The following is a 13,389-nucleotide window of genomic DNA, read 5'->3' on the forward strand; positions in this document are numbered from 1 at the left end:
CCTACAGAATGACTGTATAAAATTCTTGATTCCTTATCGATCATAGAATGTCAGCTTCCTGGAACTTGGGCAAGCTGTATCTTTGTATCTTTACTTCAACGCGACAGGTTCGAGGACGAATTGGTCGAGGACTAAGAGTGCATTGCGCCAGACTAAGTAGCCTTGGGGATTCAGGTGTAAACCATCGCTACTTAGTTCAGTCTTCATGTTGCCATCGGCGTCGGCAAAAAGGGGATACAGGTCGAGATAAATCACATTTTCTTCCTTTGCGATCGCCCTCAGCCGTTCGTTCAAGTCTCGGATGCGACGATTGGGAATCGCCAGAAGGCGATCGCGTCCTTCCCAGGTGGCATTTCTGGCACTGTGCGGCAATATCGACTGAACAATAATTTTGCTTTGAGGATGAACTCGCCGTAAATAGCGAACGATCAGTCGTTGGTTTGCCAAAATTGTCTCGTCAGTGACCTCCCGAATCAGGTCATTGATCCCGATCATCACAAAAATTGCCTCTGGCTGAGTCTTGTCGAATAGATCTAATCGATTCAGCAAACCTTTCGAGGTTTCGCCAGAAATTCCCTGATTCAGCCAGGTTCGTTTTGGGGGTAACAACTCGATCGGAAACCACAACGAGAGGGAATCGCCAGCGAGGATGAGCAAATGTTTGGGCTGCTGCCTTGCTGCCACATCAGCCTCTCGCCCCAGCAGTTCTACCCACTGTTGGTAATTCAGCTGGTGGCGAGGCCCTAATTCCGTTGCTGAGTCAGTAGATTTGGGGTCAGATAAGCGCGTTGCTGCCGCTGAGCGAATCATGGGAGAGGCCATTGACCACTCGTATTTGCGCATTAGTACTAAGGCGATCGCCAAAACGAGTAATCCATTAGCCGCCAGGGAGAGAAACGCCCAAGTCGGAAAAGTCTTCGAGTGAGTGGACACTTGATCAATCTAGCATCGGGTTTGAATCAGATTTTAGTGGCATTGCACTCATCCACTCAAACAAACTACAGTTGCCAATTTTACCAAACTTCGCGAACCTCCCCTCCTTGTAGCAGTCGTTTTCTAGAGAATAGGAGGATTCTCGGAGATTAGATACCTTTTTTGGTGACATCCTCCTACACCGAACCCTTAGATTACGGTGTAGGCTTCTCAACCGGACTAACGCCCCGCTGCGCTGACGCGATTGAGATTTCCTGTTTATTTCCGCGTGCGGTTGTCCATGTACCCACACCAAATTGAAAATTATGGTCTAAAGCTTTAGTGAGGAGGTCTTATAGCCCCCCAAACCCCCATGAGATAAAAATAAATTCTGGATTTTTATGAGGATTTTAAATATAGCTGTCGCTATAAAGATGAGGACAGATTTAACAGCTGAAACGACCACGTACCAGTAATAAACCTTCTGCCTTCTGCCTTCTGCCTTCTGCCTTTTGCTATAAATCTCCCCGCTTGTATCCCCTCTTGAATCAAAGACTTCAAGAGGAGAATTTTCGCGAGGATTGTTAAGTGCCTGACTGTTTAGCTCTAAATCAGCATGACTTGAATCAGAATCTAAGGGTAAAGAAGAACGTCTGGTTAGCGTAATTCACCGGATGCTCCAGCAAGACCGAGCCCTGCTGCGAACTCCTCTCCGTAACCTTCTTCACCATGTTCATTAATATCCAAACCTTGCTCTTCTTGTGAGGGTTTGACCCGCAAGTCCATGACCAAACTCAGAAGCTTGAGGATGATAAAGGTACCGACAGCCGCAAAAATGTAGGTCGCGACAACGCCGATGATTTGTGGCACCAGTAATCCTGGATTGCCAAATAGCAACCCATTATTTCCGGCACTGTTAACGGCTTTGGTGGCAAACACTCCAGTGAGAATTGCACCGACTGTACCACCGACTCCATGAACAGGATAGGTGTCTAAAGAATCATCAAACTGCAACTTGGCTTTCAGGCTGACGGCAAAGAAACAGCAAACAGACGTAATGGAACCAATCAGAATCGCCCCGATAGGAGTAACAAATCCAGCAGCGGGAGTTACACCAACCAATCCTGCCAGAAAGCCACTCGCAATCCCCAGTGCCGTTGGTTTGCCTCTAAGCGCCCATTCCAAAATGACCCAGGTCAGACCCCCAGCTGCTGGAGCAACCGTTGTTGCTACAAAAGCCACGGTTGCAAGAGACCCAGCCCCTAAGGCACTACCGGCATTAAACCCGAACCAGCCAAACCAGAGGAGTCCAATTCCCAGTAAGACAAAGGGGAGGTTATGGGGTGCTGCGGGTTGATCGGGGTAGGTTTTACGTGGACCAAGCATCCAAGCGGCGACTACAGCAGATACGCCAGAGCTAATGTGGACGACTGTACCGCCCGCGAAGTCCAACGCGCCTAGGGCACCAATCCAACCTTTGCCCCAAACCCAGTGAGCCAAAGGAGAGTAGATAAAGGTAGACCACAGGAGAATAAAGAAGAAATACGCCTTGAAACTCATTCGCTCCACGATCGCTCCTGAGATCAGGGCAGGGGTGATGATGGCGAACATCATCTGATAAACCATAAACACCTGATGCGGAATCGTTGGGGCATAGCCAATGGGATCAGGTTTGTCGAAGGCAACGTTGTTCAAGAACATCCAGTTGATGTTGCCAAAGAACTTTTCAAAGCCTTGGGCAAAACCGTTAGTACCAACGCCAGAAACCTCAAAGGCTAAACTGTAGCCCCACAAAACCCACGTCACACCAATTACGGCTATCAGGATGAGGCTCATCATCATAGTATTCAGGACGTTGCGCGATCGCACCAGTCCCCCATAGAAAAATGCCAGTCCTGGAGTCATCAACAAGACGAGCGCTGACGAAACTAACATCCAGGCTGTATCGCCACTATTGACAGGATTAGCCTCTGCTGTTTGAGCCATTGCGCTGCCCATGAGGGGGACGCACAGTAGCCACAGGGCAATGGCTCCGGTCATTAAAACTTTTTTTAGCACTTCTTTGAATCCTCTACCTCTGTCTCGGGTCAGAAATGTATCTGATTACACCAATTCCTTAACGGTCTATCTGTATCAGAAACTACAGAAACGGAATGGACGTACATTTTTCAAAAATAGACAACGAGTCTATCGAGATGGCTCCGTTTTCCACCAAGAGCCCCCATTTCTCCAGTCTCCCTTGATTGAGCTGGAGGATTAGTTATAGAAAGGGTTAGGGTCGCTGCGATCTTCCGTCATGCAGAATTCGCATGAATATCTTTCTTTCTCTTCATCTTCAAAGGCTAAGGAGGATGAATTTCTGGATTAAAAGCATATAATCGTAGCATAGGCTACAGAATAAGCATTGCGTTTGTGATTATCCAAAGCTCGGAAGAGCTTTTAAGGGCGTATGGACACGTTTAAAGCGAACTTTTCCATCCTCCAGTAGCGGCATATATCTTGAAGCCCCTATGAATAGTAAACTTTTCGGTGTTATTTGTGTCTCCTTAGCTGCCTCCATCTGGCTTGTACCGACACAAGAAGCCTTTGGCAACAGTGTCGAGTTTCAGACAACTATAAAACAGTCAAAGGCATTGCTGTATAAAATTGGCAGTAGGAAAACTGATAGTAGTGCAGTGGCTCCCAATCAAGGAGTGATACCGGAAGCTCAAGCCATTACCCCGAGTAAAAAATCTTTTCCTATTGCGGCGGCTTCTGAGACAACTGAATCTAGTCAATCGAACTCCCCCACTCAAACAATCCAGGCCAGCAACGTTTTTGGCGGACTTTTCGTTATTTTCATCTTCATAGGCTATATTTTATTCGGGCTTCAGTATAGAAAATATCGTACCCATCGGGCGGCGGTTCTACTTCGACAAATTGAAGCCTTGGAAAGAATATGGAAGATGGAGCCTTACCGATAGACAAGAGTACATACACCTTACCCATAAGTTGGTTTTTACCAAGACAGCCACCACTTGTCTCAATAGGTGAACAATGGATGTAAATCCAAGATTATAGGTTCGAGTATGGATGGAATCCATATTAACCAAACTACAAGTATGCACGACCTTATTCCACACTTCTTTGTTACCTGCAACGCCAATAACTTTGATTATGTGAATCTGATGGCAGGAATTTGTATTAGAAGTTACATATAGATAATCAGCAATAAATCTATATAATTTTGACACCTAATTTTCAGCACACGGACACATCTTTGACAAAGATTTAGTGGAAGATAATTCCCAGCCTTTTCTCACAAAACTTAGAAGAGTGACTATCAGCCGTTTGAAGCCACTCCTCTTTTCACGAACTTGCTCCCCATGAGCTAGATTGCAAAAGACTGTCTCCAGATGCTTGGACTACTGGAGCGTTTTTTATACAAATTGAGCGATTCTTGATAATCTTTATTGCGTTTTTGGCAGATCAACATTTATCGCATCGAAGTATCAATCACACCCTCAGTGCTACCAGCCAAGCTGTGACGGTCGCCGCAACGCTCCCAAATGCACCGGCTGTGTTTGTTGTGATCGCAATGTGAGCGATCGCATGAACTTAGCTAGCAGTGGCACCCCAGTCCAATTAAGGGAACCGAAGATTCCCTTGTAGGCATCCCCAAACTGTCATTTTAGCTGAGATAAATTGAAAGTAGCCGCTTTTGGGTTACAAGCTGCATGGCATAAACCAATTCCTAGGACTCGGATTTATTGCCAGTTGCCATGGCGTTGCTTGCTTAGGAATCGGCTGTTTTTTAAGCTAAATTGTAATCCCTCATACAAAACCGTACAAACATGTGGGAAGATAGTCAAGAGACTAAATTCCTTAATAATGTGAAAAAATAGCGGTTAAAAACTGTCAATTATTATATTTATTTCTGAAGTTTTCTGTATCGGAAGATACAGATTTTAGTCATTTTTAAGATTTACTCATATCTGAGATAGAGAAATTTCCTAAGCCGATGCTAGCTAGTAATTAATTTGAAATTGCTGAATAAAGAATGAGTCTCGTTTAGTGGACATGAACTAATCTTAATAATTAAATTAATTTTAACTAGGATAAATATGAATTTTAAAAAAAATCCTAAAATTAGAACTATCAAAGTAATAATATTTATGATTTTTGTATATATAAAATAATCTTAGGATGTAAGTTAAATAAATCTTGTTTTAAGGAATTTATAAAGCTGCTTCAGTCTAATTAAGAAAGTAATTTATCACAGGCTTTCCAAGAAGAACAGCAAGATTTTCCTCTTTTGTAAAAAAAACTTAACACAATGGAACTTTTAACATCTCCGTCGCGTCTCCGTCTTGAATTAGTGAACACAAAGTCTGTAATCTACGAAAAACCGGAAATTCGGTCAGGTTAAAGAATTCTCTTTTAGAGGACAGTGGTTTATGTCTCGTTTGTCTGTTTGGAAGTCAGGAAGCTCTGCCCTACTCGTTTTGGGATTAGCAGTTGGTGTCACTGCGCCAATTGTGATTTCAGCACCAGCAACAGCAGCTACCTTTGTAGATATTCAACGTCACTGGGCGCGACCCTTCATTGAAGCGTTAGCGCAAGAAAACTTAATTAATGGATTTTCAGATCAAACCTTTAGACCTGATCAACCCGTAACCCGTGCTCAGTTTGCGGCGATGATTCAGCAAGCGTTTGATGAAAATAATGTACAGTTGTCACGCCAATTCGATGAGGCGGCGGCTGACTATTGGACAAGTCGTGATTTAGGGAGTAATAGACCATCGAACCGTCAATTGCGTTTATCTGACCCCCTTTCTAGAGGGCAGGTACTTGCCGCTCTCGCTGATGGCTTAGGCTTATCTCCAAGAGGTTCAGTCGATAATATCTTAAGCTTCTACAGAGATGCTTCAAAAATTCCTAGTGCAGCACGAGAGCCTTTGGCTGCCGCTACACAACAGGGGATTGTTGTCAACTATCCTGATGTGACTTCTCTCGTTCCCACAAAAACTGCAACCCGTGCTGATGTTGCCGCTTTCATTTATCAAGCTTTAGCGAATGAAGGAGTACTAACTCCCATTGCGAGTCGATCGCAAGCGTATAACTATATTGTTCGGGTGGATGCTAGAACGAATCAAGCCATAAACAACAGCTCTAACAACCAAGCTATCAACAATAACCGAAATACTCGAACTGCACAATACAAAGTGCCAAGAGGTACACCGATTAATGTGGAATACCCAGAGTCAAATCAGATCATTTTAGCTCCTGGTGAAACCCGAAACCTGACATTAGTGGTTGCCCAAGACATTAAAAACTCACTAGGGGAGATTTTAATCCCTAAGGATAGTGAGATTGAAGGTCAAATTGTACCACGCTATAGCGGAGCGCAGTTTCTGGGTTTTCAGTTTGTGGCTCAAAGATTGATAGTTGCCGATGAGCCTTATAACAATATCAACGTAACGTCCTCGCTGCTGGCAGCTCAGCAACCTGAAGCTCCCAAACCACCGCGAAGTCTTGGAGATGCTGCAATTAATGTCTTGACTGGCGTCTTAACGGGTCGATCTTCTACTGCTAATCAACAGCAGAAACCCATTGTGATTGATCCAGTAATCGATTTACAGCTGACTGTCGGTTCTGACTTTTACGTGAATAGTGTTACCAGCGCCCAAACCCCATCTGGAAGATAAGGTAAAGGGAAAAAGCTAAAAGGGGGGATAATTACAAAAAAGGCAGAAGGGAATAAGAACATTAGTTGTGGGTTATTGCCCACCCCAAAAAGCAAAAAAGTTTGTGTCTGCTTTCTGCCTTCTTGTGCTAGAACATCTTCGTTAAGTATTGTTGGTAGCCCAGTTCATCGAGCTGGGCTTGTTTATCGAAAACAGATTGAGCTAAGTTTTGGCGATACTGCTGTACTTTTTCGAGTAATTCTGGCTGGTGAGAGGCCAAAATTTGCACGGCTAACAAACCAGCATTTTTCGCATTGCCGATCGCAACTGTAGCTACTGGAATTCCGGCAGGCATTTGCACAATCGAGTAGAGGGAATCAACGCCTTGTAACTGGCGAGTGGCTACGGGTACACCAATGACCGGTAAAGGCGTCAGCGAGGCTACCATCCCAGGTAGATGAGCCGCTCCTCCAGCTCCGGCGATAATCACCTTGAGTCCCCGCTGATGGGCTTCTTGGGCGTATTTCACCATTCGTTCCGGCGTGCGGTGGGCGGAAACAATTGCCACTTCACAGGATACGCTGAATTCTTCACAAACTGCGATCGCACCCTGCATTGTGGGTAAATCGGAATCGCTGCCCATAATAATGCCAACTAAAGGTTTGTCTGTAGTCATTGGTTGAAGGGTTGAAGGTTGGAGGTTGAAGGTTGAAGGTTGAAAGTTATAAGCTGCAACCTGCTATAGCAAAGCGGTAGCGACGCTAGGAGTGTCACCTTCAACCAAAGAAAGGATAAAGCACACATGTCTCCCAATCTGGATATTATCAATGCTCGTGTGCCCGGTTATCAGGGTTTGCAGCAAATTAGGGTGGATAAGCAGGGCGTTATTGCCTGCATTGAGCCAATGGACAGCACCTTTTCTAAGGGGGTAGCTGATCAATCATCACTGATGGATGTGGCTGGGGATTGGGTGTCACTAGGCGGTGTTGATTTACAGATTAATGGGGGATTGGGATTAGCGTTCACGGACTTGAGCCTAAATGATGAATTCATATTAAAGAGAATTTGTCAATATTTATGGAATCAGGGCGTTGATGCTTTCCTGCCGACTCTCGTCACGACTTCGGTGGAAAATATTCAGCGATCGCTTGTTGTTATTGCTGAGTTTTTAGCCTCTCACGTCCCACTGACTAAGGGGGGGCAAGAGGGAGTTGCTCAGATTTTGGGCGTCCATTTAGAGGGGCCATTTCTCAATCCCCAAAAGCGGGGAGCACATCCTGCCGAGTACTTACTGCCGTTGACGGTTGAACAGGTGAAACGGGTGCTGGGGGATTATGCCCATGTTGTGAAGGTGATGACGCTGGCACCGGAATTAGACACAACGGGTGAGGTGATTCCTTATTTGCGATCGCTAGGGATTACCGTGAGTTTGGGACACTCTCAAGCAACGGCTACCCAAGCTGAAGAGGCTTTTAAACTGGGAGCATCGATGGTCACTCATGCCTTTAATGCTATGCCGGGACTGCATCATCGAGAACCAGGATTATTGGGTGCTGCCCTTGTCCATCCAGGCGTCTACTGTGGTCTAATTGCAGATGGTCAGCATGTCAGTCCAACGATGATACAGCTACTTCTACGTGCGGGCTGCTATGAGAAAGGGCTGTTTTTGGTGAGCGATGCCTTGGCACCGATCGGATTATCGGATGGAGTTTACCCTTGGGATAAGCGCCAAATTGAAGTGAAAAATGGCACAGCACGACTAGACGATGGCACGTTGGCGGGGACAACACTGCCGTTGTTGGTGGGGGTCGAGAATTTGGTGCAGTGGGGGATGTGTGGAGTAGAAGAAGCGATCGCACTGGCTACGGAAGCCCCTCGATATGCGATCAATCTACCTGGAATTGCTGTGGGTCAAGCCGCAAAGCTGTTGCGCTGGCATCTAGATGAAGCAACATCCAAACTCACCTGGCAACGCTTAATCTTGGAAACAACGCTAAATCATTGAAGTGGCGTTTGTGCAAGCCTAACAAGACTGAACAATTCGGTTAATCAGTAGATAAATTGCATAAGAGGCAGACGTTAGGGAGATAAGTACTACAGGTACTGTCTACTCCTCAGCACGACCCATGTTGATTAACGAATTGGTCATTAACCCCTTACTCTTCTTCCGAATTATCGTCATTGTCATCGCCTCGGTTTGCCTACACGAACTTGCTCATGGGTGGGCGGCTGTCAGTCAGGGCGATGATACGCCTAAAAAAACTGGTCATTTGACACTCAATCCAGTCGTTCACATGGGCTGGTACTCCATCATCTTCCTCTGTATTGGTGGCATTTGCTGGGGTCAAATGCCTGTGAACCCATCTAAGTTTCGCTCTCCGAAGTGGGGAAATATTCTGGTATCTGCCGCAGGGCCATTGCTCAATCTTGCTCTGGGTATTTTGTTCCTGATACTGCTCAAAGTATCTTTCAACTCCCCTTTAGAGGGAATTGTAAGTTCTCAATTCCTATTGCTAGGGGCACGCATTAACTTGATGTTGTTTCTGTTTAATCTGCTCCCCATTCCACCCTTAGATGGGTTCCATGTGTTTAGTGAATTTTTCCCTAGCTTTAAACCGCTCGAAAACAGTTCTTATGGGTTGTTGGCTTTGATGATTATCTTTAGTACTGGTTTGACGTCGGGACTGGCAGACCTTGCCGATCTCATGATCAAAGTAGTGAGTGGGATGTGATTAACTCATTACCTCAATAACAAGGCTGAGTCATAGGGGTGAGATGAGGAATCATCGAGATACAGACAATCTCACTCTTAGCCTCAAGCCTCACTCCGACAAGAGGAAGAGCCGGATTGACCCTCCATCCACAACAACTGGTAAAGTAAGTAACCGTGCCCAATTCCTTATGACAATCCAACTTTATGAACACCATTGATGACAAAATCGTTGTCAAAGAATATTTTAATGCTACGGGATTTGACCGTTGGCGGCGGATTTACGGCGATGGCGAGGTGAATAAAGTTCAGCTCGATATCCGCACTGGACATCAGCAAACCGTCGATACCGTCATCAGTTGGCTGGAGGCAGACGGCAATTTATCGGGTTTGTCCATCTGTGATGCGGGTTGTGGCGTCGGCAGTCTGAGTATCCCCTTGGCGAAAGCGGGTGCTAAAGTCTTTGCCAGCGATATCTCGGAAAAAATGGTGGATGAAGCCAAAGACAGAGCCAAGGAGAGTTTGGGCAATACGGACAATCTTACCTTTGCCGCACAGGATTTAGAGGGATTGAGTGGCAAATACAACACCGTTATTTGCCTGGATGTGCTGATTCACTATCCCCAAGATAAAGCCGCCCAAATGATTGCTCATCTTGCCTCGCTTGCCGAGTCTCGCCTGATTCTCAGCTTTGCTCCCAAAACTTTGTGCTACAGTTTGCTCAAGAAAATTGGAGAGTTGTTTCCAGGACCGAGTAAAACTACCCGTGCTTACTTACATCGTGAAGCCGACATCATCAAAATTTTGGAAGATAACGGCTTCTCGATTCAGCGCAGTGCGATGACGAGTACTCGCTTTTACTTCTCTCGCCTTCTGGAAGCTACCCGTCAATGAGGTTAGAATTTTGGTGGCATTCATGCAATAACTAAAGCCATGAAGCTCATCAAGAAATTGTCAGCAGGCTTCCTACTCACCCTAGGAAGTTTTGGTTTGATCGCCGCAGCTTATGCTCCATTTGATTACGAAATTAGCCCGGAGGAGCAACGCAGCGATGCGATCGCTTGTCTCCTCTTTGGCTTACCTCTGACTGGCGCAGGCGGATGGATGGCTTGGCAGTTGCATCAACAAGGGAAGAAAGAAAAACGCGATCGCCTGCAATCCATCTTCTACGGCCTTCTAAAACAAAGCAAAGGGCATATTACGCTTCTCCAGTTTGCGATGGAGGCAAAGCTAACCGGAACTGAGGCAAGGCAATTTCTGGATGAACAAGCCAGAGAGTTCAATGCCAATTTGGAGGTAAACGAGCAGGGCGAAATTTTCTATTTTTTCAACAGTGGAGCGATTAACGATCAATCTATAGCGCCTTCAAGTGATACAGTTCCTCCTGCCTTACTCAAAAAAAAGAAGCGCAGAAGAAAAAGAGATTTAAACTAAATAGAACTCATCCAACCAGAATTGTAATCATGAAGCAATTCAAAAAAATCTCTGCGGGTTTGCTTCTCACTATTGGATTTATATTCTTGATGGTTCCAGTGGTTGTGCTAACCAGGCAAGACGCAACCCCAGAGGATCGGATGGATGCCATAGGGGGTTTGGTGTTTGGTTTTCCGGCGGCTGCTTGGGGTGGGTGGTTAGCCTGGAGCCTCAAGCGCAAAAATCACAATGAAGGATGCGATCGTCTTCACTCTACGTTTTATCGATTGCTTAAAGAGGGTAATGGGCAAATTACCATCATGCGATTTGCAATGGAGGCACACTTACCTGCCGCTGCGGCACAGCAATATTTAGATGAAAAAGCTAAAGAGTTTGATGCCGATTTTGGCGTTAGTGAAGCAGGTGGAATTTTCTATTACTTTATTTTTTAGTTGATAAAAGTTGATTTATGACTCGAATTTTTATTGCAATCGCTGCCATTCTTGCAGGCTTAGCTGTAGCAGCTGGAGCCTTTGCCAGCCATGCCCTGAAAGAAAAGCTAACGGAGCGTGCCTTGGAAATTTTTGAGACAGGTGCTCGTTATCAGATGTATCACGCCCTAGCGTTGCTGATGGTGGCATTGTTGTTAACCCGTGCTGAGAGTTCGCAAAATTTCTTGACGGCATCAGGTTCGGCTTTTATTGTCGGTATTGCTCTGTTTTCGGGTAGTTTATACGCCTTAAGTTTGAGTGGAATTAAGTGGCTGGGTGCAATTACACCGTTGGGCGGTGTGGCGTTTATGGTGGGTTGGGGGTGCCTGGCGATCGCGGCTTGGGGTTTCAAGTAAGGTAAAGGTGCGATCGCACTTTCAGCTTGTAGTAGGTTGAATGAGTGCGCTCGCTTTCCTAGGTATAAGACAAAGCTGACTGTATATGCTCTTGGGCAATGCGTGTTACTCAAGCCGTAAGTTGGGCTTGGTTCTCCCAAAATTTGTCTCCCTTGGATTGAGTCTTAAAGTTTACATTATTAGGTTTTTTAATATGGTAACTCCAGCCATCTCTTGAAATATTTCTGGCGGACATTTTTCTATAAAAAACTTCTAACAAAATTGGTTGTAAAGTAAAATATGTGTTTTGTTTAATTCAAATTTTAGCTCTATTGGCAACCGCCATTCACGCTCATGCGTCCAATCTATTATTTTATTATGGTCTGAAATATCAAAGTTAACAATTCGCCAATGTTGGTCTTGAGGTAACAGTTTTTTAGCTATTTCTATTTGATCATAGAAAACGGGACGACCCCCTTTCCTAAAAATGTAAGGCTTGAAGAAAGCGATACCGACGCCACAGTAACGATACCGCTCATTGGGATTTGCACTACGTCTTTGACGTTCATGCTCAATATTTTGAATAAGACTATAGAAAGGCACGTCTTGAAAACATACAGCAGGCGTTTTACCTACAATAAAGCCTTTCTCAGTTGTGCTTCCCCTAATAACTCTATCCTTGAGAATTTCAATTAAATTTTCCGTTGCTAGTTGATTAATTTCATCTTCATCAGTTAAGTTTTTAATATTAAAACTAGGTTTTGTAAGGTGAGTAACACCATTTGTAATGTCAGAGCGATTAGCAATTCGAGAATACCATTGTTCCGAGTTGTAGCCCATGCTTAGTCATCCTTTTCAATTGCTTCATGGTAGGTGACGTATTCACTTGTGTAGCGAGTTGTCTCACATTCTTGTCTCATACTCTATATTGGCGGAGCTCGCTTACTCCCTACGATGGCTCTCTTACCTGGTGAAGGTAACAGATAGCGATCGCACTTACTCTGTCACTCTAAGGTTTTTGCTTTATAGCGATTATTAGCTCATCAAGCGTACAGTTCAACAATTCCATCAATTGCTTAGTTTGCTCAAATGTAAGCTTCGGCTCTACTGAGCCTTTTTCCCAGATGGAAATTGTTTTTTGTGTCACTCCGATCGCATCGGCAAGTTCTTGCTGAGTTAAGCCAGAGCGCTGCCGCAGCGTCGTTAGTGTTAGTTCATCATTTTCTCCAGCCATTATACTTGACGGTATATTCTTCCAAGCGATATACTCAGCGGTATAAGAGAAACACAGAAAGGCGGAAAATCAGTAAGCCGTTTTTAAGCTAGGAACTTGTTTGCCTATGCTTAAATGTCTGCTTTGATACCCTCTCTTTCCTCAGTGTCTTATATTAAGCTGTCACACAACCAAGAACTAGCCAGTAACCGAGGGTTGCAGACTTTGTGATGCCGTCTCGGTGAAGTGATCAGTCTGCCAGCCGCCCACAGAATAGAATTCTGGGGCTATACAAACAAAGCCTGCCTTCGCAGGCTCAAGAAAATTCTGAATTTTAATAGTCCGCCTACGCGGACTAGGTTTGTGTAGCCGCAGGTTTCAACCTGTCGGCAACTGGCTCCCCCATCCATCTACTCAATCAAATACCCATGAGGAAATCAAAAGTGACCGAAGCCTTACGAGTCGCGACAGATATTGCTGCCATCCGAGCAGTACTCAATAAACGCGGCTACACAATTCGTAAACAACCCAAGCAAGCAGCCTGGGCTATCTCTGTGACACCTAACGAGAGCTATCTACTGACCTATCAACCCGCCCCCATCAGCGCCTGGGTACTCCATCCCCAAAGCGACGAACCCAACCGCCAAAC

At 45.2% G+C, this 13,389-nt stretch carries 14 protein-coding genes and 1 pseudogene; 10 read left to right on the forward strand and 5 right to left on the reverse strand.

Annotation, left to right across the window (positions count from 1 at the left end; all coding sequences use genetic code 11):
• Window positions 1-90: 90 nt before the first annotated feature.
• Entirely contained in the window at window positions 91-933 is an 843-nt protein-coding gene (locus tag V6C93_RS04265) for an SGNH/GDSL hydrolase family protein (protein WP_333475408.1), read from the reverse strand.
• Between the two features lie 636 nt (window positions 934-1,569).
• On the reverse strand, window positions 1,570-2,910 hold the full coding sequence (locus V6C93_RS04270; RefSeq protein ID WP_349262612.1) for an ammonium transporter: 1,341 nt from the start codon (window positions 2,908-2,910) through the stop codon (window positions 1,570-1,572).
• Between the two features lie 512 nt (window positions 2,911-3,422).
• Between V6C93_RS04270 and V6C93_RS04275 the strand changes: the two genes are divergently transcribed.
• The 3 genes from V6C93_RS04275 to V6C93_RS04285 all read left to right on the forward strand — a co-directional run bounded on the left by V6C93_RS04275 (window position 3,423) and on the right by V6C93_RS04285 (window position 6,599).
• The gene (locus tag V6C93_RS04275; protein ID WP_333475410.1) at window positions 3,423-3,875 is read left to right on the forward strand and encodes a hypothetical protein; all 453 of its coding nucleotides are present in this window, start codon (window positions 3,423-3,425) and stop codon (window positions 3,873-3,875) included.
• A gap of 497 nt (window positions 3,876-4,372) precedes the next feature.
• Complete coding sequence (locus V6C93_RS04280; RefSeq protein ID WP_333475411.1) at window positions 4,373-4,495, forward strand: hypothetical protein; 123 nt, start codon at window positions 4,373-4,375, stop codon at window positions 4,493-4,495.
• A gap of 853 nt (window positions 4,496-5,348) precedes the next feature.
• On the forward strand, window positions 5,349-6,599 hold the full coding sequence (locus V6C93_RS04285; protein WP_333475412.1) for an S-layer homology domain-containing protein: 1,251 nt from the start codon (window positions 5,349-5,351) through the stop codon (window positions 6,597-6,599).
• 127 nt (window positions 6,600-6,726) lie between these two features.
• On the opposite strand, the gene purE is transcribed toward V6C93_RS04285, so the two are convergent.
• Complete coding sequence (purE, locus tag V6C93_RS04290) at window positions 6,727-7,254, reverse strand: 5-(carboxyamino)imidazole ribonucleotide mutase (RefSeq protein WP_333475413.1); 528 nt, start codon at window positions 7,252-7,254, stop codon at window positions 6,727-6,729.
• Between the two features lie 126 nt (window positions 7,255-7,380).
• Between purE and nagA the strand changes: the two genes are divergently transcribed.
• The 6 genes from nagA (at window position 7,381) to V6C93_RS04320 (ending at window position 11,548) form a co-directional block, all read left to right on the forward strand.
• A complete protein-coding gene (gene nagA / locus V6C93_RS04295) occupies window positions 7,381-8,583 on the forward strand; it encodes an N-acetylglucosamine-6-phosphate deacetylase (RefSeq protein ID WP_333475414.1) in 1,203 nt (400 codons plus the stop codon).
• A gap of 121 nt (window positions 8,584-8,704) precedes the next feature.
• Window positions 8,705-9,310 carry a site-2 protease family protein gene (locus V6C93_RS04300; protein ID WP_333475415.1) on the forward strand — a complete coding sequence of 202 codons (606 nt, stop codon included), beginning with the start codon at window positions 8,705-8,707 and terminating at the stop codon, window positions 9,308-9,310.
• Window positions 9,311-9,495: 185 nt separating this feature from the next.
• Window positions 9,496-10,182 (forward strand): magnesium protoporphyrin IX methyltransferase, encoded by a 687-nt coding sequence (gene bchM / locus V6C93_RS04305; RefSeq protein WP_333475416.1) that lies wholly within the window; start codon window positions 9,496-9,498, stop codon window positions 10,180-10,182.
• A 39-nt stretch (window positions 10,183-10,221) separates the two neighbouring features.
• Window positions 10,222-10,722 (forward strand): hypothetical protein, encoded by a 501-nt coding sequence (locus V6C93_RS04310; protein WP_333475417.1) that lies wholly within the window; start codon window positions 10,222-10,224, stop codon window positions 10,720-10,722.
• Between the two features lie 29 nt (window positions 10,723-10,751).
• On the forward strand, window positions 10,752-11,153 hold the full coding sequence (locus tag V6C93_RS04315) for a hypothetical protein (protein ID WP_333475418.1): 402 nt from the start codon (window positions 10,752-10,754) through the stop codon (window positions 11,151-11,153).
• A gap of 17 nt (window positions 11,154-11,170) precedes the next feature.
• Window positions 11,171-11,548 (forward strand): DUF423 domain-containing protein, encoded by a 378-nt coding sequence (locus V6C93_RS04320; RefSeq protein ID WP_333475419.1) that lies wholly within the window; start codon window positions 11,171-11,173, stop codon window positions 11,546-11,548.
• A gap of 252 nt (window positions 11,549-11,800) precedes the next feature.
• Here the strand turns inward: V6C93_RS04320 and V6C93_RS04325 are convergent, their stop codons facing one another.
• Window positions 11,801-12,367 (reverse strand): hypothetical protein, encoded by a 567-nt coding sequence (locus tag V6C93_RS04325; RefSeq protein WP_333475420.1) that lies wholly within the window; start codon window positions 12,365-12,367, stop codon window positions 11,801-11,803.
• A 169-nt stretch (window positions 12,368-12,536) separates the two neighbouring features.
• Window positions 12,537-12,761, reverse strand: a complete 225-nt coding sequence (locus tag V6C93_RS04330; RefSeq protein ID WP_333475421.1) for a helix-turn-helix transcriptional regulator — start codon at window positions 12,759-12,761, stop codon at window positions 12,537-12,539.
• A gap of 407 nt (window positions 12,762-13,168) precedes the next feature.
• Here V6C93_RS04330 and V6C93_RS04335 point away from each other — a divergent pair.
• A pseudogene (locus V6C93_RS04335) lies at window positions 13,169-13,389 on the forward strand (hypothetical protein); the annotation flags it as partial.

It is taken from the genome of Allocoleopsis sp. (assembly GCF_036703385.1).
In the GTDB taxonomy this organism is placed as follows: domain Bacteria; phylum Cyanobacteriota; class Cyanobacteriia; order Cyanobacteriales; family Coleofasciculaceae; genus Allocoleopsis.

Excerpts from the sequence above, each read along its gene's own strand:
- V6C93_RS04270 (WP_349262612.1), bottom strand. The coding sequence starts at position 2,910 with ATGGGCAGCGCAATGGCTCAAACAGCAGAGGCTAATCCTGTCAATAGT.
- V6C93_RS04275 (WP_333475410.1), top strand. The coding sequence starts at position 3,423 with ATGAATAGTAAACTTTTCGGTGTTATTTGTGTCTCCTTAGCTGCCTCC.
- V6C93_RS04285 (WP_333475412.1), top strand. The coding sequence starts at position 5,349 with ATGTCTCGTTTGTCTGTTTGGAAGTCAGGAAGCTCTGCCCTACTCGTT.
- purE (WP_333475413.1), bottom strand. The coding sequence starts at position 7,254 with ATGACTACAGACAAACCTTTAGTTGGCATTATTATGGGCAGCGATTCC.
- nagA (WP_333475414.1), top strand. The coding sequence starts at position 7,381 with ATGTCTCCCAATCTGGATATTATCAATGCTCGTGTGCCCGGTTATCAG.
- V6C93_RS04300 (WP_333475415.1), top strand. The coding sequence starts at position 8,705 with ATGTTGATTAACGAATTGGTCATTAACCCCTTACTCTTCTTCCGAATT.
- bchM (WP_333475416.1), top strand. The coding sequence starts at position 9,496 with ATGAACACCATTGATGACAAAATCGTTGTCAAAGAATATTTTAATGCT.
- V6C93_RS04310 (WP_333475417.1), top strand. The coding sequence starts at position 10,222 with ATGAAGCTCATCAAGAAATTGTCAGCAGGCTTCCTACTCACCCTAGGA.
- V6C93_RS04315 (WP_333475418.1), top strand. The coding sequence starts at position 10,752 with ATGAAGCAATTCAAAAAAATCTCTGCGGGTTTGCTTCTCACTATTGGA.
- V6C93_RS04320 (WP_333475419.1), top strand. The coding sequence starts at position 11,171 with ATGACTCGAATTTTTATTGCAATCGCTGCCATTCTTGCAGGCTTAGCT.
- V6C93_RS04325 (WP_333475420.1), bottom strand. The coding sequence starts at position 12,367 with ATGGGCTACAACTCGGAACAATGGTATTCTCGAATTGCTAATCGCTCT.
- V6C93_RS04330 (WP_333475421.1), bottom strand. The coding sequence starts at position 12,761 with ATGGCTGGAGAAAATGATGAACTAACACTAACGACGCTGCGGCAGCGC.